23 protein-coding genes and 1 tRNA gene are annotated in these 18823 nt (G+C 56.8%); 22 read left to right on the forward strand and 2 right to left on the reverse strand.

What is annotated here, in order from left to right; translation table 11 throughout:
• Positions 1 to 6 precede the first annotated feature (6 nt).
• The 8 genes from ELY38_RS02635 to ELY38_RS02665 are packed head-to-tail and all read left to right on the forward strand — an operon-like array spanning position 7 to position 4192.
• Complete coding sequence (locus ELY38_RS02635; RefSeq protein WP_127059951.1) at positions 7 to 960, forward strand: recombination-associated protein RdgC; 954 nt, start codon at positions 7 to 9, stop codon at positions 958 to 960.
• Positions 957 to 1250, forward strand: a complete 294-nt coding sequence (locus ELY38_RS02640; RefSeq protein WP_127059952.1) for an RNA polymerase sigma factor sigma-70 region 4 domain-containing protein — start codon at positions 957 to 959, stop codon at positions 1248 to 1250. Before ELY38_RS02635 ends, ELY38_RS02640 begins: the two co-directional genes overlap by 4 nt.
• A complete protein-coding gene (locus tag ELY38_RS02645) occupies positions 1247 to 1543 on the forward strand; it encodes a hypothetical protein (protein ID WP_246009053.1) in 297 nt (98 codons plus the stop codon). Before ELY38_RS02640 ends, ELY38_RS02645 begins: the two co-directional genes overlap by 4 nt.
• A complete protein-coding gene (locus tag ELY38_RS02650; protein ID WP_127059953.1) occupies positions 1540 to 1908 on the forward strand; it encodes a hypothetical protein in 369 nt (122 codons plus the stop codon). The genes ELY38_RS02645 and ELY38_RS02650 overlap by 4 nt, the downstream gene beginning before the upstream one ends.
• Entirely contained in the window at positions 1905 to 2477 is a 573-nt protein-coding gene (locus ELY38_RS02655; RefSeq protein ID WP_127059954.1) for a hypothetical protein, read from the forward strand. The genes ELY38_RS02650 and ELY38_RS02655 overlap by 4 nt, the downstream gene beginning before the upstream one ends.
• Positions 2474 to 2986, forward strand: a complete 513-nt coding sequence (locus tag ELY38_RS02660) for a hypothetical protein (RefSeq protein ID WP_127059955.1) — start codon at positions 2474 to 2476, stop codon at positions 2984 to 2986. The genes ELY38_RS02655 and ELY38_RS02660 overlap by 4 nt, the downstream gene beginning before the upstream one ends.
• A 1-nt stretch (position 2987) precedes the next feature.
• Positions 2988 to 3323 (forward strand): helix-turn-helix domain-containing protein, encoded by a 336-nt coding sequence (locus tag ELY38_RS19005; protein ID WP_185858904.1) that lies wholly within the window; start codon positions 2988 to 2990, stop codon positions 3321 to 3323.
• Positions 3324 to 3349: 26 nt separating this feature from the next.
• Positions 3350 to 4192, forward strand: coding sequence for a tyrosine-type recombinase/integrase (locus ELY38_RS02665; protein ID WP_185858905.1), 843 nt, complete (start codon positions 3350 to 3352; stop codon positions 4190 to 4192).
• Positions 4193 to 4318: 126 nt separating this feature from the next.
• On the opposite strand, the gene ELY38_RS02670 is transcribed toward ELY38_RS02665, so the two are convergent.
• Positions 4319 to 4405: transfer RNA gene (locus tag ELY38_RS02670), tRNA-Leu, on the reverse strand.
• Positions 4406 to 4518: 113 nt separating this feature from the next.
• Here ELY38_RS02670 and queA point away from each other — a divergent pair.
• The 5 genes from queA (at position 4519) to secF (ending at position 10155) form a co-directional block, all read left to right on the forward strand.
• A complete protein-coding gene (gene queA, locus ELY38_RS02675; protein ID WP_127059957.1) occupies positions 4519 to 5550 on the forward strand; it encodes a tRNA preQ1(34) S-adenosylmethionine ribosyltransferase-isomerase QueA in 1032 nt (343 codons plus the stop codon).
• A gap of 70 nt (positions 5551 to 5620) precedes the next feature.
• Entirely contained in the window at positions 5621 to 6739 is a 1119-nt protein-coding gene (gene tgt / locus ELY38_RS02680) for a tRNA guanosine(34) transglycosylase Tgt (RefSeq protein WP_127060147.1), read from the forward strand.
• Positions 6740 to 6851: 112 nt separating this feature from the next.
• Positions 6852 to 7178: a preprotein translocase subunit YajC gene (yajC, locus tag ELY38_RS02685; protein WP_018918121.1), complete on the forward strand. Its 327-nt coding sequence runs from the start codon at positions 6852 to 6854 to the stop codon at positions 7176 to 7178.
• 132 nt (positions 7179 to 7310) lie between these two features.
• Positions 7311 to 9164 carry a protein translocase subunit SecD gene (secD, locus tag ELY38_RS02690; RefSeq protein ID WP_127059958.1) on the forward strand — a complete coding sequence of 618 codons (1854 nt, stop codon included), beginning with the start codon at positions 7311 to 7313 and terminating at the stop codon, positions 9162 to 9164.
• A gap of 64 nt (positions 9165 to 9228) precedes the next feature.
• Positions 9229 to 10155, forward strand: coding sequence for a protein translocase subunit SecF (gene secF / locus ELY38_RS02695; protein WP_127059959.1), 927 nt, complete (start codon positions 9229 to 9231; stop codon positions 10153 to 10155).
• 149 nt (positions 10156 to 10304) lie between these two features.
• Here secF and ELY38_RS02700 read toward each other — a convergent pair whose 3' ends face one another.
• Positions 10305 to 11099 (reverse strand): inositol monophosphatase family protein, encoded by a 795-nt coding sequence (locus ELY38_RS02700; protein ID WP_127059960.1) that lies wholly within the window; start codon positions 11097 to 11099, stop codon positions 10305 to 10307.
• Between the two features lie 176 nt (positions 11100 to 11275).
• On the opposite strand from ELY38_RS02700, the gene trmJ reads away from it, so the two are divergent.
• From trmJ to ELY38_RS02745, 9 genes are all read left to right on the forward strand, one after another.
• The gene (gene trmJ / locus ELY38_RS02705; RefSeq protein ID WP_127059961.1) at positions 11276 to 12013 is read left to right on the forward strand and encodes a tRNA (cytosine(32)/uridine(32)-2'-O)-methyltransferase TrmJ; all 738 of its coding nucleotides are present in this window, start codon (positions 11276 to 11278) and stop codon (positions 12011 to 12013) included.
• Positions 12014 to 12134: 121 nt separating this feature from the next.
• Complete coding sequence (gene cysE, locus ELY38_RS02710; RefSeq protein ID WP_127059962.1) at positions 12135 to 12974, forward strand: serine O-acetyltransferase; 840 nt, start codon at positions 12135 to 12137, stop codon at positions 12972 to 12974.
• A 78-nt stretch (positions 12975 to 13052) separates the two neighbouring features.
• The gene (iscR, locus tag ELY38_RS02715; protein WP_126950642.1) at positions 13053 to 13520 is read left to right on the forward strand and encodes a Fe-S cluster assembly transcriptional regulator IscR; all 468 of its coding nucleotides are present in this window, start codon (positions 13053 to 13055) and stop codon (positions 13518 to 13520) included.
• Positions 13521 to 13574: 54 nt separating this feature from the next.
• Complete coding sequence (locus tag ELY38_RS02720) at positions 13575 to 14750, forward strand: aminotransferase class V-fold PLP-dependent enzyme (protein ID WP_127059963.1); 1176 nt, start codon at positions 13575 to 13577, stop codon at positions 14748 to 14750.
• A 32-nt stretch (positions 14751 to 14782) separates the two neighbouring features.
• On the forward strand, positions 14783 to 15109 hold the full coding sequence (locus ELY38_RS02725; protein ID WP_127059964.1) for a HesB/IscA family protein: 327 nt from the start codon (positions 14783 to 14785) through the stop codon (positions 15107 to 15109).
• A 172-nt stretch (positions 15110 to 15281) separates the two neighbouring features.
• Positions 15282 to 15707 carry a nucleoside-diphosphate kinase gene (gene ndk, locus ELY38_RS02730; protein WP_126950645.1) on the forward strand — a complete coding sequence of 142 codons (426 nt, stop codon included), beginning with the start codon at positions 15282 to 15284 and terminating at the stop codon, positions 15705 to 15707.
• An 85-nt stretch (positions 15708 to 15792) separates the two neighbouring features.
• Positions 15793 to 16977, forward strand: a complete 1185-nt coding sequence (rlmN, locus tag ELY38_RS02735; protein WP_127059965.1) for a dual-specificity RNA methyltransferase RlmN — start codon at positions 15793 to 15795, stop codon at positions 16975 to 16977.
• A 101-nt stretch (positions 16978 to 17078) separates the two neighbouring features.
• Positions 17079 to 17813, forward strand: a complete 735-nt coding sequence (gene pilW, locus ELY38_RS02740) for a type IV pilus biogenesis/stability protein PilW (RefSeq protein ID WP_127059966.1) — start codon at positions 17079 to 17081, stop codon at positions 17811 to 17813.
• A gap of 40 nt (positions 17814 to 17853) precedes the next feature.
• Positions 17854 to 18819 (forward strand): RodZ domain-containing protein, encoded by a 966-nt coding sequence (locus tag ELY38_RS02745; protein ID WP_127059967.1) that lies wholly within the window; start codon positions 17854 to 17856, stop codon positions 18817 to 18819.
• The last annotated feature ends 4 nt before the right edge of the window (positions 18820 to 18823 follow it).

An 18823-nucleotide genomic window follows, 5' to 3' on the forward strand; every position in this document is an offset into this window, starting at 1 on the left:
ACAGCTATGTGGTTCAAAAATCTACACCTCTACCGTCTGCACGAAGTTCAGCTACTGAGCCCTGAGCAAATGGCCATGGCCCTAACCGATCATGCCGCCAAGCCTTTGGGCACCGCCGACGCCCGCCGGCTTGGCTGGACAGCGCCAGCGGGTCGCCTTGGTGGCGGTCAGTTACTGCACACGGTCCAGAACGATGGCCACCGCCTGATAAGCGCCCTACGCCAAGAGCGCATGCTACCCGCTTCCGTAATCAAGGAAGAAGTAGACGAGCAAGTAGCCGACATTGAGGCCCGCGAAGGCCGCAAGGTAACGCGTAAAGAGAAAATGGCGCTCAAGGAGCAGGTAACCGAAGCGCTACTGCCTCGCGCCTTTACACGCAGTCAGAAGATTGACCTCTGGTGGGACACCGAGCGCAACCTGATTGGCGTCAATACGCCAAGCCGCTCACGCGCAGAAGACGTGTTGGACCTGCTACGGGAAACACTGGGCAGCCTGAAAGCCACGCCCCTGTCATCCCAGACGCTACCCATTCGTGCCATGACCACCTGGTTAGGCGACCCGGCTACCCGCCCAGCTGATTTGCAGATTGGCGATAGCGTAGTACTGAAAGCAAAAGGTGATGACGGCGTACTGCGCGGGCGCCAGGTAGATCTGGATAGTGACGAAATGCAGCAACTACTTGAAAGCGGCCGACAAGCCAGCCAAATGGCCATGGCTATCGAGGGGCAGCTTTCATTTGTGCTCCACGACGATCTAGCGCTCAAGTCGCTGCGCTTCGGTGATGCGCTCATTGAGGAAGCCGACCACGCCGATGATGGCGACGATGCCTTGGCACGCCTTGAGACTGACTTTGTGCTCATGGCTGGCAGCCTGCGCGATAACGTAGCGCGCCTGATTGAGTGGCTGGACGGTGAGAATCAGCAGGAACCCGCGTCAACTAAGAGCGAGGCCCAGTCATGACCGCCATATACACCACCGACCCCAAGCAGGGGGATAGCGTAACGCTCAGCGAGATAGCTAGCCGCTACAACATCAGCATATCTACCGTGTCCCGGCGCTACGCCCAGGGCAAACGTGGCAATGCATTAGTTGGCGGTACAGATGTAGCTGCCCGCGTTGCTGAGTTAAAAGCCGCCGCCCGCGCTTGCGCCGCACGCAAAGAGGACGTTATCAGCGCCAGCACTCGCGCGCTTATGTGTCCGCTTAAACACATTGCTGATGCCGGGAAAATGATTGGAGGTGCGTCGTGAGCCCTATAAGCCCTGGCCCAGAACCGTTTATGTACTCGCCCAAAGCGTGCGTTAGCTGTCAGCAGTATCAGCACCACGGTTTTGATGAAGATAAGCACTGCCCTTTTCAGCAGCGCTCATCGCTACAGCAAAAACCCAGCCGCACACCTTACGGCCGATGCGATCGCCATGGTGTGCAGGTGTTTGCTACCCAGATATGCAATGCCCACACGCCAGATCCGCACATTGAGTGCTTTGACGTAAGCAACCGCCCAGAGCCACGGGTAGCGATTCAGGAGGGCATGCCGTTATGAGCGCAGCACTTGATGAGCTAATAGAGACAAACGCCCGCTATGTCGCTACGGAACCGGCACTGGACCCAAGTAAAAGGCAGCAACGAATAGGCGCTCTAGCCGCTGAAGACCAGATGACAGATGGCGAGATAGTGCTAAAGCGCTTTTTCTATTCGCCGGTGGGCATCCAATCGCTGGATCACCTGTTGTCATGCTGGCGACCCGGTAAAGGGCGTGGCTGGACTGATAAGCGCGTGCTAACGACTTTAGAAAAGCTACTGGCGGCAACGCTGATACAAGAAGTGGAAGGCGCGCTAGAAATGGAATACGAGCTGACAGAACTAGCCTACCGCCATTACTCAGAGCACGGGAGGAAGACAACGTGAGCATGGATCACAACTACGCACGAGGAAAGTTAAAGCTTTTATTGCGGGATCTGAGTAACTACAACGCCGGGGAGTTCTGGCGTGAAATGAGCCGTATCGCATCAGGCGCGACCGCCTCAATCCACGCAGAGGGATTAAAAGCTGAACGCGATGCGCTGGCTGACAGCAATACCCAATTAATGCAGCAGAACGAAGCGCAGATAAGTATGAACGCTAAGTTGATGCATGAGCGCGACGCGCTGGCGGCGCATGTGGAAGTGATAGAACGGACGGCAAGATTATTGCTTCAAGGATTGGCTAATGATGATCAGTGGAGGCCAAATTCATCTACTGGCCAGATTTTTAATGCGCTAGTGCATGACATGGAAAAAAAACCGATAGCCAGCCTCGCCCGACGCGATGCTGCGCTTAAAGCAACCGGGATAAGGGAAGCGGTCGACCATATCCTTTCCATGGGTGGCCAGACCCATTTAGGCATCTTGAGGCATGACCGATACATGTACATATCCACCCGAGAGTTAAGGGAGCATGCCGACGCTCTCTTTCAGAAAGCTGAGGCCCTGCAATGACCCAGCCGACTCACACCCACCGTGAGCTTGGCGGCAAGTACGCCGAGCTGCAACAGCACATGGGCACGGGGCCGCTCGAGGGCCAGTGGCTGGTCATTTATGAAGATCTCGACAAGGGTATCCAAAGCGGCACCACTCAAGCCGACTGGCTACAGAACTGGCGCCCACTCCTGATCGACGACTGCCCCGTGTGTATGGGTGCCGGTCATGACCACATCAAGGGCAACCGGGACCGTCCGTGCGGTAGCTGCTACGGCTTGGGCAAAGTACGCGCCGACGGCGAAGCGGCCGCCGAGCTTTGGGAACTGGCCACGATTGCTACCGGCATCATTCAGCGCCAGCAAGAAGAGCTTTTGAATCTGCGGCGCATTGCTAACAACCCAGCAGTACAGGCGCTGCTTGATCAGGAGCGCCAGCAGGCCATCATCGAAAGCACGGCGCGCAATGAGCAGGCATGGCGCGAAAGCGCTGGCTATGGCCCTGGTGGCCAGCGGTATACAGGAGACTGACATGCAACCACTACTGACTCCCCAGGACGTGGCCACCCTGCTTGGCGTGTCATCCAGCTGGGTCTATTCGAACAAGTCGCGCATCGGATTTATTACGATCGGAACAGCGGTTCGCTTTGATAGCGACGATGTAACGCGCTACGCTCTCAGCCGCAAGCGCGGCCCTCAGCACGACGAGGAACGCAAATGGGAATCACAGTCCGATACAGAGAAAGCCGCGACAAGTGGATCGTCACGGAAACGCACAACGGTAAGCGACATCAATGCTCGTTTGAAGGCACCAAGGAAGGTAAGCGCCAGGCCGACGAGTACGCAGCGGCACGCCAAGCTGCAGTAAACGATGCCCGCTTTAACGGAGAGGTCATGGGGCGCCAGCTACGGCGCACCTTCCTCGAGGGCGTTGAGCGCTGGATAGATGAATACGATGTAACAAGCCAGGTAAAAGCCATTAAGCCCGTGGTGGCATACATGGGCCCTAATGTGATGCTGGGCATTGAGTCAGTCGACAAGGCCCGGCAGATGGCAAAGGACCTGCGCCAAAAAGGTCGCAGTCAGAGCACAATCAACAACCATATTCAGGTCGTTAAACGGGTGCTCAACCTGGCGTACAAAGAGTGGGAGTGGATAAGTCAGCCGCTGGGGGACAAGCTCAAAAAGCCCAACCCGAAAAACGAGCGGCATGTTTATCTAACGGAGGGGGATTTGCGGCGATTGTTGCAGGCGATACCCGATAGCCGTGGCGATGATAAGAAAGTCATCGCCCTGGCAGCCGTGACAGGGCTGCGACAGGGCGAGCTGTTATCGCTGGATCCGTCTAACGTCAGCGGCGGTCGCATCATACTGCGACCAAACCAGACGAAAAGCGGCAAGGCCCGAGTGGTGCCGGTACCGCTGGATGCGCAAGAGTGGTTGAGAGACCTTCCCTTTAAGAGCGCGCATTACACGATACGGCATACGTTCGAAACTGCAAGGGCGGCGATCGGGCGAAAGGATCTACGGTTTCATGACCTACGCCACAGCTACGCCAGCCTGTTAGCCCAGGCGGGTGAGAGCATGACGCGGGTGCGGGATCTGCTGGGGCATTCCAGCTTGCTGGTGACCAGCCGATATACGCACATGTTTGACCGAGACCTGGATGGAATTGGCGCAAGACTGCCGAAATTAGGTGAAATTGTTAGCGACCAACCGATTATTGTCAGGCATTAATCGGAAGGTTTAAGCCGCAGCAGCTGCGACCAAAATGCGGCGACATGCGACCAAACTGCGACCAAGCGCTAATCAAGACCAAACGACAGGCATAAAAAAAGGGGCCTAAGCCCCTGAATATAAAGATGGTGCCGGTGGCCAGACTCGAACTGGCACACCCGTAAAGGCGGCGGATTTTGAATCCGCTGCGTCTACCAATTCCGCCACACCGGCAATGGATGCGCATTATACGTAGATAACTCCATAGGTCAATCACATTGACTGACTTTGTCCAGCGAAGGGGGTATCCTATGCCGCCTGTTTGACCACCGAAAAGAGCCACTTCCATGCAGCGCGCGGACTTTTATTTCGAGCTACCCGATGAGCTGATTGCTCGCTACCCTTCTGAGCAGCGCAGCGACTGCCGTTTGCTGTGCGTGGATGGCCAGAGCGGCGCGCTTGAGCATCGCCGTTTTCCTGACCTGCTTGAGCTGCTGGAGCCTGGCGATTTGCTGGTGTTCAACGACACCCGTGTGATCCCGGCCCGCCTGCACGGCCATAAAGCCAGCGGCGGCAAGGTGGAAATGTTGCTCGAGCGCCCGCTGGATAGCCATCGGGGCTTGGCGCATATCCGCTCAAGCAAATCACCCAAGCCCGGCACCGAGCTGATTTTTGAAGGTGATATTCACGCCGTAGTGGAAGGCCGTCGCGACGCGCTGTTTGAGCTGCGTTTTCTGGGCGATACGCCCATGATTGCGCTATTAGAGCAGCACGGCCACATGCCGCTGCCGCCCTATATTACCCGCGAAGACGAACTCAGCGACCGTGAACGCTATCAAACCGTCTACGCCCGCCGGGACGGTGCCGTTGCTGCGCCCACTGCGGGGCTGCACTTCGATCAGCCGCTTCTGGATGCGCTGGCCGAAAAAGGCATCAACAGCGCGTTTGTCACTTTGCACGTGGGCGCGGGCACCTTTCAGCCGGTGCGGGTGGATAACATTCTTGAGCACCATATGCACAGCGAGTGGATCGAGGTGTCAGAAGCCACCTGCCAGCAGGTGCGCGAAACACAAACCGCAGGCAAGCGGGTCATTGCCGTAGGCACCACCAGCGTTCGCTGCCTGGAAAGTGCCTGCCAAAAAAGTAGCGACGGGCAAATCGCGCCCTACAGCGGGGATACGGATATTTTCATCTATCCCGGCTACGAATGGCACTGTGTGGATGCGTTGATTACCAACTTCCATCTGCCGGAATCGACGCTTTTGATGCTGGTGTCCGCCTTTGCCGGTTACGACACCATGATGAACGCTTATCAAAAAGCGGTTGACGAGCGCTACGCCTTCTTTAGCTACGGCGATGCCATGCTGCTTACCCGCTAAGCGCCTTTACGTTGCCCTTCGCTTTACCGATGATTATTGACGAGTTACCACAATGCGAAACGAATGCTTTATGCGCTTTGAGCGCCTGGCCGATGATGGCCGCGCTCGGCGCGGTCGCCTCCACTTCCCCCGCGGCACGGTCGAAACCCCTGCATTTATGCCGGTGGGCACCTATGGCACGGTAAAAGGCATGACGCCGGAATCCATCAAGGAGATCGGTGCCGAAATCATTTTGGGCAATACCTTCCACCTGTGGCTTCGACCGGGTACCGAGGTCATTGAAGCCCACGGCGATCTGCACGACTTCGCCCAATGGGACAAGCCGATTCTCACCGACTCTGGCGGTTTTCAGGTGTTTTCGCTCGGCGAAATGCGCAAAATCACCGAGCAGGGCGTGCATTTCCGCTCGCCGGTGGATGGCAGTAAGGTCTTTATGGGACCGGAAGAATCCATGGCGGTGCAGCGCTCGCTGGGCTCTGATGTGGTCATGATCTTTGACGAGTGCACGCCCTACCCGGCCACCTTTGAAGAGGCCGAGAAATCCATGGAGCTGTCGCTACGCTGGGCCAAGCGCTCACGCGACGCCCACGGCGATTCGCCCTCGGCGCTTTTTGGCATCATCCAAGGCGGCATGCACCCCGAGCTTCGTGAGCGCTCGCTCAAAGGGCTCATGGAGATCGGCTTTGACGGCCTGGCGATTGGCGGGCTTTCAGTAGGCGAGCCCAAAGAAGAAATGATCAAAGTACTCGACTACCTGCCCACCTGGATGCCTGATGAAAAGCCACGCTATCTGATGGGCGTAGGCAAACCCGAAGATCTGGTAGAGGGCGTGCGCCGCGGTGTGGATATGTTTGATTGCGTGATGCCCACCCGTAATGCGCGTAACGGCCATCTGTTTACCGCCGATGGCACGGTCAAGATTCGCAACGCCAAGCATCGCCACGATACAAGCCCGCTTGAAGCGGAGTGCGACTGTTACACCTGCAAGAATTTCTCACGTGGCTATTTGCACCACCTGGACCGCTGCAACGAAATGCTGGGTTCGATGCTCAATACCATCCATAACCTGCGCTACTACCAGCGTGTAATGGCTGATTTGCGCGCGGCAATCGAAGCGGGTACATTGACGACCTTTGTGGAAGGCTTCTACGCCCGGCGCGGCCTGCCGGTGCCTCCCCTAGCCGAATAATCATCATCCGCTGCGGCGGGTGAGCTAAGGGGCTTCTGATTAATGTAATAGTTGATCAAAGCCCCCCTAACCCTTTCACCCACTAAGGGTCTTAACCTAGGAGTTCTCTGCAATGCTGGATTTCTTCATCTCACCAGCCCACGCCCAAGAAGCGGCTGCTGGCGGTGGCATCGCGCAAATCGTCATGCTGGTCGGCTTCGTGCTGATTTTCTATTTCCTGCTGTGGCGCCCGCAGGCCAAACGTGCCAAGCAGCACAAACAGCTGGTCACCAGCCTGGATAAAGGCGATGAAGTCGTGATTGGCGGAGGCCTGGTAGGTCGCGTCACTAAAGTCAGCGATGAGTTCCTGACCCTTGAAGTGTCTGAAGGCACCGAAGTAAACGTGCAGAAAAATGCCGTTGCTGCCGTACTGCCGAAGGGCACCATTAAGTCCATCTAACGCTTAAAACATCCCTGCCGATCAGTGCCAGCCACCCCGGCAGGGGTGCCATGGTAGATACGATGGTAAATTTTGCTGTGCGTGGGGCCTCCCCGCACAGCAATTCCGTTTGTAATTGAAGGCAGGGCTTGCATGCTCAACCGTTACCCCCTGTGGAAGTATCTGCTGATACTGGTCGTCCTGGTGGTTGGCCTTATCTATTCGCTTCCCAACTTATTCCCCGAAGATCCCGCTATTCAGCTGAGCAGCGCCCAGGGCGAGACGCTGGAGTTGCGTCAAATCCAGCGCGTTGAAAGCGCACTTGAAGAAAACGGCATCGCTGTAAAAGCTTCCGAGCAGGAAAACGGCCAGTGGCTGATTCGCCTGCGCAACGACGAAGACCAGCTAAACGCCCGCGATATTGCCGCAGAGCTTCTAGGCAGCGACGCCACCGTGGCGCTCAACCTTGCCGAAGCCACGCCCGGCTGGCTGCAGGCATTTTCGGCCTCCCCCATGACACTGGGCCTTGATCTGCGCGGCGGCGTTCATTTCCTGCTGGAAGTGGATATGAATGCAGCGCTCACCCAGCGCCTGGAAGTTAATGCCAGCGCCATGCGCGAACTGTTGCGCAGTGAGCGTATCCGCTACCGCAACACCGAGGTTGAAGGCCGTACGCTCTCGATCGATTTCGCAAGCTCCGAAGACCGCGATAATGCTCGCCGCCTGATCAGCCGTGACTTCCCCAACTTCGAGTTCACCAGCGAAGGCAGCGACCGCTCCTCAAGACTGGTCATGACGCTAAGCGATCAAACCGTCAACGAGATCCAGGACTACGCCATCAACCAGAACTTGACCACCCTGCGTAACCGGGTGAACGAGCTGGGTGTAGCCGAGCCGATGGTTCAGCGCCAAGGGCCAAGCCAGATTGTGGTGGAATTGCCAGGCGTTCAGGATACCGTTGCCGCCAAGCGGATCGTGGGCGCTACCGCGAATCTTGAGTTCCGTCTGGAAGCTCGTAACGACACACCGGATGCAGAAACGGAAACTCACGTCTTCCGTAACGATCCAGCGCGTTCTGCCGAGCTGATGCGTGATGTCATTATTACCGGCGACAGCGTTTCCAGCGCCAGCAACAGTTTTGATGAAAACGGTCGCCCACAGGTAAACATCAACCTGGATGGCACCGGCGGCACGCTGATGAACCGCGCCACGCGCACCAATATCGGGCGCAACATGGCCGTACTGTTTATCGAGCATAAGAGCGAAGACACGGTGGTGGTTGACCCGGAAACGGGCGAAGAAACCATTGTGCGTGAGCCTTATGTGGAGCGCGGTCTGATTAGCCTTGCTACCATTCAAAGCGCACTGGGTAACAGCTTCCGGATTACCGGTCTGGACTCCCCCACAGAGGCCGCTGAGCTTGCGCTTCTGCTGCGTTCCGGTTCACTGGCAGCGCCGATTTACTTTGTGCAGGAACGGACCATCGGCCCAAGTCTGGGCGCTGAAAACATCAAGCGCGGCCTACTTTCTGTGCAGGTAGGCTTACTGCTGCTCGTGCTGTTCATGCTGGCGCGCTACAAGGTATTTGGCATTTTTGCCAACGTTGCCCTGGCCCTAAACCTGACAATTCTAGTCGCGGTAATGTCCATGTTAGGCGCCACGCTAACTCTGCCGGGTATCGCGGGTATCGTACTGACGCTGGGTATGGCGGTGGATGCCAACGTGCTGATCTTTGAGCGCATACGCGAAGAGCTGCGTAATGGGCTATCGGTTCAGCAGGCGATTCATGCAGGGTATGAGCGCGCCTTCACCTCTATTGTCGATGCCAACATCACCACGCTTCTGGTCGCGGTGATCCTGTTCTCGATTGGTACCGGCCCAGTCAAAGGCTTTGCGGTCACGCTCTCTATCGGCATCTTGACCTCCATGTTCACTGCGCTGATGGTCACACGCGCCATGGTCAACTTGACCTACGGCAGCAAGCCCGTCAAAAAGCTGTGGATTTGAAAAGCATGGATTTAAAGAACATGGATCTGAACCACGCGCTCAGCCCAGAATTTAAGAGGTGGTAATGAAACCCCTATCAAACCTGCAAATCGACTTTATGGGACGGCGCAACCTTGCGTTTATCGTCTCTGCTGTAATGCTGGTTGTGTCGATTGGCGCCCTTGTGTTCCAACAGCTCAATCTGGGCCTCGACTTCACCGGCGGCACGCTGATTGAAGTGCGCTACGGCGCTGCGCCGTCGCTGGATGCCATTCGCCAACTGATGGTGGAAAGCGGCTTCAGGGATGTATCGGTGCAAACGTTCGGTGCGTCCACTGAGGTGCTTATTCGCCTGCAGCAAGCGTTTGACCCCGATGTGGGCAGTGATGTAGTGAACCTGCTGCGCTCCAGCGGCGAAAACGTCAACCTGGTACGTGCCGAGTTTGTTGGTTCTCAGGTAGGCGATCAGTTGCGTGACCAAAGCGGCCTGGGCCTGCTGGTCGCACTTGGCGTAGTGATGCTGTATGTTGCCTTCCGCTTTCAGTACAAATTTGCCATCGGGGCGCTTTTAGCCCTGCTTCATGATGTCATCATTGTAGTGGGCATCTTTGCGCTGTTTCAGCTTGAGTTTGACCTGACCGTACTGGCGGCCATTCTGGCAGTTATCGGTTATTCGTTGAACGACACGATCGTCGTCTATGACCGCATTCGTGAAACAATTCGCACCTCGCGTATCGACGATATGCCGCAGATATTCAACGAAGCGATCAATTCTACGCTGTCGCGTACGTTAGCAACATCCGGTACCACCATGCTGGTATTGCTGGCGCTGTTGCTATTAGGCGGCGATATGATTCAGAACTTCGCCATCGCTCTGCTGATTGGTGTTGGGGTAGGCACCTTCTCTTCTATCTATATTTCGGGCGCGTTGCTGCTCCCACTCAAGCTCTCGCGTGAGGACCTGATCCCCACCAAGAAAGCCATTGATGAAGAGGAAGAAGAGCTGCCCTGAGGCGAAAGTAACGCTTAAAAGCAGCCGACAAAAAGGCCCTGCCGGGAAGCCCGGCAGGGCCTTTTCAATCCGCAAATAGCAAGCGGCAACCTCTGTCACCTACCCCTTACTACTCATGGCTCACCAATCAACCAATCACTATTCACAACTTAAAAATGCGGCGCCAGCTGCTTGATCAGCGCCTTGTAAAGACGCGGGCCTGCGGCCATTAGCTGTCCTTCTACCTTGACACTGGGCTGGCCATCCGGCGTCCCCATCAGCGCACCGGCTTCTTTTAGAAACAGCGTGCCTACCTGCATATCCTGCTCTTCCATGCCCAACACAAAGGCGCTATCTACACGGCCGCTAGCCAGCTCACACATATCCAGCAGACCACAGCCCGTCGCTACCAGGGTTTCTACCTGAGGCGCCAACTGCTGGGTAACGGTAAGGTAGGCCGGTAAATGGCTGGAGCGCAGCCACGCCTCGGGAAGGCTCATGGCCAGACGCGTGCCGGTAATCGCGGTGGGTTTACTAACCCGCATACGCTTGCCATTATGCTGGGCACCACGGCCACGGCTGGCAATATATTCATCATCGCCAAACGGTGAGATCACCACCGCGTGTTCCGGGCGGCCCTTGATAAGACACACCACTGAGAGAGCAAAGCCTTTACCCGCTACCGCCAGATTGGAGTAGCCATGCATGGGTTCAATCTTCCAGACGATCTCTTCCCCTTCACCTTCGCCAGCCTTATGAGGCGTATAGCGGCCGGTAACACCGTGCTGGGGATAGCCGCGCTCCAACTGATGCACAATTGTCGCTTCGGCCTTGCGCGCCGTATCTTCAAGCAGGCGGTCAAGATTGGATTCTTCATGGGCGTTTTCGATACGCTCACGAACACGTTGAAATTGTTCAACCGCGCTGCGCGCCGCGCGCAGCGTAAATTGGACCATCGGATTCATGATCGGGCCTTGTCACAGTGATGTTAAAGAACGTTAGGCGCAGGATTGCCTATGGCGCGCAATTCTAGCAGACCCCTCTCGGGCACGCTATCGACTCGTGCTAAACTGCTTGTTTTCTGCGTTTGATCACCAAGTTCTTTACCAAGCCCTGTTCACATTTATCGAGCCCTATCACCATGCTTGAGCGCATTCGTATCGTTTTAATCGGCACCAGCCATCCCGGCAACATCGGCGGCGTTGCCCGCGCCATGCACAACATGGGCCTGGCAGATCTCGCCCTGGTTGCCCCACGCTGCGAGGTCATTACCCAGGACAGCATTTCCCGTGCATCCGGCGCTGATCATTTGCTGCACCAGGCAAGCGTCTACGCAACGCTTGAAGAAGCCGTCGCCGACTGCACGTTGGCCGTTGGTGCCAGCGCCCGCTCGCGCACCCTGCCCTGGCCCATGCTGACCCCGCGCGAACTGGCGGACCGCCTGCCCAATGAATGTCAGGCGGCCGGTTCACGCGTGGCGCTGGTATTTGGCCGGGAAGATAGCGGTCTGACCAACGCAGAGCTTCAGCGCTGCCATGCCCATGTGCATATCCCCACCAACGCTGACTTTAGCTCGCTCAATCTGGCCGCTGCGGTACAGGTGTTGGCCTATGAATGCCGTATGGCCTGGTTAAGCCAGCAAGACGCTGCGCCTGCGCCTGCTGTCGATGACGAGCTGGTAACCCACGAAGAGCTTGAACGCTACTTTGAGCATCTCGAGCGCACCCTGATTGCTATCGAATTTCACGACCCGGCCCAGCCTCGCCAACTGATGGCGCGGCTACGCAGACTCTATTTGCGTGCCCGCCCGGAAAAAATGGAAATGAATATTCTACGCGGCATTTTATCTGCCACTGAAAAAGCGGCAGGTAAGCCATAACCGGCCCCGGCAAATAGTCAGGGAAAGCGTAAACTTGAAGTTATGGGTCAACGCCCCAACCTCGCTACTCTGCTAACGATACTTTAAATGACCGCGTTCCTGCCCTGATCAAGGACCACTCATGTTTCAACGCCTACGTGAAGACATTAACAGCGTATTTGACCGCGACCCGGCGGCCCGCAACTTTCTAGAGGTACTGACCAACTATCCCGGTCTTCACGCGCTGTTGCTTCACCGTTGTGGTCACTGGTTGTGGAGCAAAAACCTGAAATGGCTGGCCCGCACGCTGTCGACGTTTTCCCGCTGGTTGACCGGCATAGAGATCCACCCGGGGGCCACGATCGGTCGGCGATTTTTTATCGACCACGGCATGGGGGTTGTGATCGGGGAAACGGCCACGGTGGGAGACAACGTGACGCTGTATCAGGGCGTGACGCTTGGCGGCACCAGTTGGAACAAGGGCAAGCGCCACCCCACCCTTGAAGACGGCGTGATTGTGGGCGCCGGGGCTAAAATTCTCGGCCCCTTTACCGTCGGAGCAGGCGCTAAAATCGGCTCGAATGCGGTCGTTACCAAGGAAGTACCACCGGGGGCAACGGTCGTAGGCATTCCCGGCAAGATTGTCAAACGCGCCGACCCCGACGTTGAGGAAGCGCTTGAAGTGGACCCAGCGCGGCGCGAGGCGATTTGTCAGAAATTTGGTTTTGATGCCTACGGCGTAAGCCAGGACATGCCCGATCCGGTGGCCCGCTCCATGCAGGCGATGCTGGATCATATGCACGTTGTGGATGAGCGTATCGAGCGGATGTGTTCAACGCTTCGCAAGTTGGATGCCAGCTACCGTGAGGGCCGCCTGCCGGAACTGCGCGATGAAGACTTCGCCGGTATTCTGGATGAAAACGACACTGGCTGCGCGCCCAGAGATCCTACTGACGACACCCTGCCGCCGGGTAAAGGTTGACCAAACTACTCAGGTTTTCCCATAATGGCAGCATATTTGCCGGGAGCACGCTGAACGTTCAGCGTCGAGGTACCTGTCATGCGTTTAACTACCAAAGGGCGTTACGCTGTTACCGCCATGCTCGATCTGGCCTTGAATGGCCAGTACGGACCTACCTGCCTTGGAGATATTTCAAAGCGTCAGGAGATTTCACTCTCTTACCTTGAGCAGCTATTCTCCCGGCTACGCCGCTCTGGGCTGGTGCAAAGCGTTCGCGGCCCAGGTGGTGGTTACTTGCTGGCCCGTCCGGCGGGTGAAATCAGCGTTTCCCAGGTGATCGATGCGGTCGATGAAACGGTGGATGCCACGCGCTGTCAGGGGTTATCCGACTGCCAGCAGGGCAGCACGTGTCTGACGCATCATCTCTGGTGTGAGCTATCCGGCCAGATCCGGCATTTTCTTGATGACGTTACCCTTGCCCAATTGATGCAGCGCCCCGATGTTCTACGTATCGCTACGCGGCAAAGAAATCGCGTTGAAGCAGGCATTCTTGCCTCATCACCGTAATGCACCTGAGTGTGATAACGGCCATCCAGGCGCATTTGAATTAAGCGGCTCTTTATGACCACGACCTCTACGCCCTCACTACCTATTTATCTGGATTACGCTGCCACCACACCAGTGGATAACCGTGTGGCTGACGTTATGCAGCGTTACCTGACGGTGGATCAGCTGTTTGCCAACCCTGCCTCGCGTAGCCATATGCTGGGCTGGCAGGCCGAACAGGCTGTCGAGCAGGCCCGCCGCCAAGTGGCTGACACCATTGGCGCCGACCCACGTGAAATCGTCTGGACCAGTGGTGCAACAGAAGCCGACAACCTCGCACTGATTGGCTACATGCGCGCCAATCGTGAGCGCGGCATGCATCTGGTGACCTCGATCATTGAACACAAGGCGATTGTGGATACCGCTAAAGCGCTTGAAAGTGAAGGCTTTGAGGTCACCTGGCTAACGCCGGGCGAGGATGGCCGCACCACACCCGAACAGCTGCGCGCTGCCATGCGTGATGATACTGCGCTGGTATCGCTGATGGCGGTCAATAACGAGCTGGGCAGCATTAACGATATAGCCGCGCTCGCTGAGGTAGCCCACGAATTTGGCGCGGTCTTCCACACGGATGCTGCCCAGGCGGTGGGCCGAATTCCTCTTGACGTGACCGCGCTGGGAATCGACTTGATGTCGCTTTCCGGGCATAAGTCCTACGGCCCGAAAGGCGTGGGCGCGCTCTACGTCAAGCGTCATCCGGATATCCGCCTGGAGGCGCTGATTCATGGGGGCGGTCATGAGCGTGGCATGCGTTCAGGCACGTTGCCGACGCATCAGATTGCTGGCATGGGTGAAGCATTTGCGCTGATGCAGCAGCAACATGCAGAGGATCAGGCGCATATTGCAGGTTTGCAGAAGCGTTTTTTGAGAGGGCTTGACGAGCTTGACGGCGTGGTGGCCAACACCCCGCTTGATCAGGCCGTACCCAACATTCTGAACCTGGCGTTTGAAGGTATTGACGGCGAGTCGCTGTTGATGGCGCTACGTGATGTGGCGGTTTCCACCGGCTCGGCCTGCAATTCGGCAAGCGTTGACCCTTCTTATGTACTGCTGGGCGTAGGCGTTCCGCGCGCTCTGGCACTATCCTCGCTACGCTTTAGTTTCGGGCGCTTTACCAGCGAAAACGATATTGATCACGCGCTGACCCTTATCCGCCATGCGGTAACGGGTTTGCGCACACCGCCACGCTAAGCGGCTGGCGCTTTTTATCAGGAGGACGCCTTATGGCAACACTCAACATCACCCCGGCTGCCGCCCAACAGATCCGTCACGTGCTTGATGAGCGCGGCCAGGGCCTGGGCCTGCGTGTGTCGGTCAAGCCCAGCGGCTGCTCGGGTTATAGCTACGTTCTGGATTTTGCCGATGAGGTCAGCGACGAAGAAATTCGCTTCGAGGACCATGGTGCCAGCGTTTACGTGGCCCCTGACGCGCTTGAGATGCTCGACGGCAGCGAAGTGGATTACGTCAGCGAGGGTTTGAACCGTTTTTTCAAGTTCAACAACCCAAACGTTAAGGACCAGTGCGGTTGTGGCGAAAGCTTTACGGTTTAATCCGCGTGCCCTCTGCGTATCACCGGTATTCAACCCCCGCGTGAAGCGCTATAATCGCGCTCACTCGGCAACCGGTAACGTATACCGCCACATGCCGAAACGCTTTTCCTTCGCCGCCCCGGCTTGCCAGGGCGGCAATTTCTGCTTTATCCCCTTTTAAGGAGGTCTATACATGGCTACTGAACGCACTCTTTCCATCATCAAGCCCGATGCGGTTGCCAAAAATGCGATCGGCGACATCATTGCTCGTTTTGAAAAAGCGGGCTTGCAAGTGGTTGCCGCCAAAATGGTTCAGCTGTCTGAAGAGAAAGCGGGCGGCTTCTATGCCGAGCACAAAGAGCGTCCGTTCTTTAAAGATCTCGTTGGCTTCATGACGTCTGGCCCGGTTGTTGTACAGGTACTGGAAGGCGAAGGCGCGATTGCCAAGAACCGTGACCTGATGGGCGCTACTAACCCGAAAGAAGCGGCACCCGGCACTATCCGTGCTGACTTTGCGGAAACAATCGACGCTAACGCTGTCCATGGTTCTGATTCTGCAGAAAGCGCTGAGCGTGAAATCAGTTACTTCTTCGGTAACGACGAAATCTGCCCGCGCTAATTACTAGCGCCGCCGTTTCAACGTTCGTTGCCGGCCATTTTCGCGGGGGCTTTGCCCCCGCCTCTTCTCTAGAACGCTGACCGCCATGACCACCACCGTAGCCCAACATACGCCTGCCTCCCACTCTTCACCTGACAGCACAACGCCGGTCGAAAAGGCGCCTGCGCGCCAGAACCTGCTTGGCATGTCTCGCGAACAGATGGAAGCGTTCTTTTTGTCGATCGGCGAAAAGAAATTTCGCGCCGCCCAGCTGATGAAGTGGATTCACCAGGAAGGCACCGACGATTTTTCCGTCATGACCAACCTGTCAAAACCCTTGCGCGACAAACTTGCCCAGGTGGCCGAAATCCGTGGCCCAGGTGTGGTGTATGAAGGCACCTCAAGTGATGGCACTCGCAAATGGGTGCTTGAAGTCGAAGACGGAAGCTACGTCGAAACGGTGCTGATCCCGGCTGAAAACGGTAAACGCCGTACACTGTGCGTCTCTTCGCAGGTGGGCTGTTCATTGGACTGCAGTTTCTGTTCGACCGGTAAACAGGGTTTTCAGCGTAACCTGACCGCCGCCGAAATCATCGGCCAGGTATGGGTGGCCCAGCGCAGCGTTGGGCCGCGCCGCGATACCGCAAACCGTCCCGTGACCAACGTGGTCATGATGGGCATGGGTGAACCGCTGCTCAATTTTGACAACGTGCTCCCCGCCATGAAGCTGATGCTGGACGACAACGGCTATGGTCTGTCCAAGCGCCGCGTCACGCTGTCGACATCAGGCGTTGTCCCCATGATCGACAAACTGGGCGACGAGATTGACGTCAGTCTGGCCATTTCACTGCACGCCTCAACCGACGAGCTGCGCAACGAATTGGTCCCGATCAACCGCAAGTACAACATCCAGGCGCTGCTGGATGCGTGCCACCGCTATTTGTCCAAATGCCCGGACAATCGCCAGGTCACCATCGAGTACACCTTGATCAAGGATGTGAACGACCAGCAGGAGCATGCCGAGCAGCTAGCCGCCCTGCTCAAAGAGTTGCCCTGCAAGATCAATCTGATACCGTTTAATCCGTTCCCCAACTCAGGGTATGAGAAGCCCTCACGAAATCAAGTAATGCGTTTTCAGCAGTGGCTTTACGACCTGGGCTATAACGCCACGGTACGCACCACCCGTGGCGATGATATTGATGCAGCCTGTGGCCAGTTGGTTGGCCGCGTAAAAGACCGCACTAAACGCAGTGCACGCTACATCCAATCCGTGCAGTTGGATGCTGACTAAACGGTGCTTATCTTGACTTCCGGCGAGCACGGCGCTTTGATGGACACGTTTTTATTTGCTGTGTTCGCGGATAGTTGGCAACTTATACCATGAGGGCAAACATGATCTGTCACTGCAGGCGCTTTAACCCATTCAGGGTGCCCATGCTCGCTGTGCTGTTTAGCAGTGTGTGGCTAGCCGGCTGTGCCACATCCAGTTCTTCGCCCACCCAGGCAAATAACGATGCCAGGGACGCTTATACCCAGCTAGGGGTCGCGTACCTTGAACAAGCCAACCTGCCTCGAGCACGTAGCGCTCTTGAGCGCGCATTGAAGGTCGACCCACGTCATGCGCAAGCGCTCCAGGCCATGGCGCTAGTCTATCAGCAGCAAGGCGACGTTGAGCTTGCCGAAACGTATTTTCAACAGGCCATAGACGCCGAGCCTACCTTTACCCGGGCGCGTAACAATTACGCGGCCTTTTTGTATCAGCAGGGGCAGATAGAAGCTGCCTGCAAACAGCTGGAAAGTGCTGCAGAAGATCCACAGTACGCCAGCCGCGCCCAACTCTTTACCAACTTGGGCCAATGTTATCTGGCACTGGAAGAATTTGATAAAGCGCGCGGCCATTTAATCCGTGCGCAGCGTATCGACCCGCGTCATACACCTGGATATTTAACGTTAGCCGAACTGGAAGTTTTGCAGGGCAACTACATGGATGCCTCGCCACCGCTGCACACTTACTTGCAGCTGGCTGGCCCAGACCGGGCCGTGCTGGAACTGGCGATTGATATCGCCCGCGCCGAAGGCGATGACGCCACGGCTGCCGATTACCAGCGCCAGCTGGGCACTTATTAATTGACGCCCTGATCACCTAATTATTTAAGGATGCTCAGCCATGAGCGACACACAATTTCAAGATAGCGTTACTTCTTCTCGTATCAACGCCTCCCCTGGCGAGCTCCTCTCACGCCAGCGTGAACAGCTAGGTGTACCGCTGGGCGAGGCTGCCCGTGCACTCAATTTGCGCCCTGCGGTGGTCGAAGGCCTTGAGCAGGACCGCTACGACGAAATCCCGATAACAGCTTACCGCCGGGGTTATCTGCGCGCCTACGCCAGATACCTGGGCCTGGATGATCGTCTGGTACTGGACGCCTACAAGGAGCGCTATGGCGCGACCGATGCCGAGCGTAAAGTGACGCCAGTCTCCGTCAATCGTCCACCATCAAAGCTTGGTGTCTGGCTCTTCAGGCTGATGACGGTATTGGTCATTGCAGGCTTGATCGGCGTGACAGTGATGTGGTGGCAAAGCCGGGGGGGCAGCGAGCCGCCCAGCTTCGATGAAACACCGGCCATGGAAGAGAACAGCGAGCCATCTTCAGCCGCCGAGGAAGGTGCCGAGCCGGCGCCTCCCACGACACCGGCGCTCTCCTCAGAACAAGAGCAGGCGGGTGTTCGTTCAACGCAGCCTGAAGAGGAAGCTTATGCCGTGGAGGCAACCGAAAGCGAAGCCGCACCTGCTGACGCTGAGCAAACCGCGACAGTGAACGATGTCGCTGCCCTGGATGTAGCGGCGAACACCTCCGGCGAAGCTGTCGAAGAGCCTGCGCCTGCGAACAGTGACAACCGGCTGGAACTCACGTTCAACGAGCAGTCATGGACTGAAATTTTCGATGCCAACAACCAGCGTGTCTTTGTTGGCTTACAAACGCCGGGCACCACTGCCACGGTGGAAGGTGAGCCGCCGTTTCGTTTAACCGTAGGAAACGCCACTGGCGTCGTGCTGCGTTATCAAGGTGAGCAGGTCAATCTTGTAGAACGCGCAGGTGCCAATAATGTAGCCCGATTTACTCTGGGAGAGTGACCCG

It is taken from the genome of Vreelandella nanhaiensis (assembly GCF_003990185.1).
Lineage (GTDB): Bacteria > Pseudomonadota > Gammaproteobacteria > Pseudomonadales > Halomonadaceae > Vreelandella > Vreelandella nanhaiensis.

Excerpts from the sequence above, each read along its gene's own strand:
- ELY38_RS02635 (WP_127059951.1), top strand. The coding sequence starts at position 7 with ATGTGGTTCAAAAATCTACACCTCTACCGTCTGCACGAAGTTCAGCTA.
- ELY38_RS02640 (WP_127059952.1), top strand. The coding sequence starts at position 957 with ATGACCGCCATATACACCACCGACCCCAAGCAGGGGGATAGCGTAACG.
- ELY38_RS02650 (WP_127059953.1), top strand. The coding sequence starts at position 1,540 with ATGAGCGCAGCACTTGATGAGCTAATAGAGACAAACGCCCGCTATGTC.
- ELY38_RS02660 (WP_127059955.1), top strand. The coding sequence starts at position 2,474 with ATGACCCAGCCGACTCACACCCACCGTGAGCTTGGCGGCAAGTACGCC.
- ELY38_RS19005 (WP_185858904.1), top strand. The coding sequence starts at position 2,988 with ATGCAACCACTACTGACTCCCCAGGACGTGGCCACCCTGCTTGGCGTG.
- ELY38_RS02665 (WP_185858905.1), top strand. The coding sequence starts at position 3,350 with ATGGGGCGCCAGCTACGGCGCACCTTCCTCGAGGGCGTTGAGCGCTGG.
- queA (WP_127059957.1), top strand. The coding sequence starts at position 4,519 with ATGCAGCGCGCGGACTTTTATTTCGAGCTACCCGATGAGCTGATTGCT.
- tgt (WP_127060147.1), top strand. The coding sequence starts at position 5,621 with ATGCGCTTTGAGCGCCTGGCCGATGATGGCCGCGCTCGGCGCGGTCGC.
- yajC (WP_018918121.1), top strand. The coding sequence starts at position 6,852 with ATGCTGGATTTCTTCATCTCACCAGCCCACGCCCAAGAAGCGGCTGCT.
- secD (WP_127059958.1), top strand. The coding sequence starts at position 7,311 with ATGCTCAACCGTTACCCCCTGTGGAAGTATCTGCTGATACTGGTCGTC.
- secF (WP_127059959.1), top strand. The coding sequence starts at position 9,229 with ATGAAACCCCTATCAAACCTGCAAATCGACTTTATGGGACGGCGCAAC.
- ELY38_RS02700 (WP_127059960.1), bottom strand. The coding sequence starts at position 11,099 with ATGAATCCGATGGTCCAATTTACGCTGCGCGCGGCGCGCAGCGCGGTT.
- trmJ (WP_127059961.1), top strand. The coding sequence starts at position 11,276 with ATGCTTGAGCGCATTCGTATCGTTTTAATCGGCACCAGCCATCCCGGC.
- cysE (WP_127059962.1), top strand. The coding sequence starts at position 12,135 with ATGTTTCAACGCCTACGTGAAGACATTAACAGCGTATTTGACCGCGAC.
- iscR (WP_126950642.1), top strand. The coding sequence starts at position 13,053 with ATGCGTTTAACTACCAAAGGGCGTTACGCTGTTACCGCCATGCTCGAT.
- ELY38_RS02720 (WP_127059963.1), top strand. The coding sequence starts at position 13,575 with ATGACCACGACCTCTACGCCCTCACTACCTATTTATCTGGATTACGCT.
- ELY38_RS02725 (WP_127059964.1), top strand. The coding sequence starts at position 14,783 with ATGGCAACACTCAACATCACCCCGGCTGCCGCCCAACAGATCCGTCAC.
- ndk (WP_126950645.1), top strand. The coding sequence starts at position 15,282 with ATGGCTACTGAACGCACTCTTTCCATCATCAAGCCCGATGCGGTTGCC.
- rlmN (WP_127059965.1), top strand. The coding sequence starts at position 15,793 with ATGACCACCACCGTAGCCCAACATACGCCTGCCTCCCACTCTTCACCT.
- pilW (WP_127059966.1), top strand. The coding sequence starts at position 17,079 with ATGATCTGTCACTGCAGGCGCTTTAACCCATTCAGGGTGCCCATGCTC.
- ELY38_RS02745 (WP_127059967.1), top strand. The coding sequence starts at position 17,854 with ATGAGCGACACACAATTTCAAGATAGCGTTACTTCTTCTCGTATCAAC.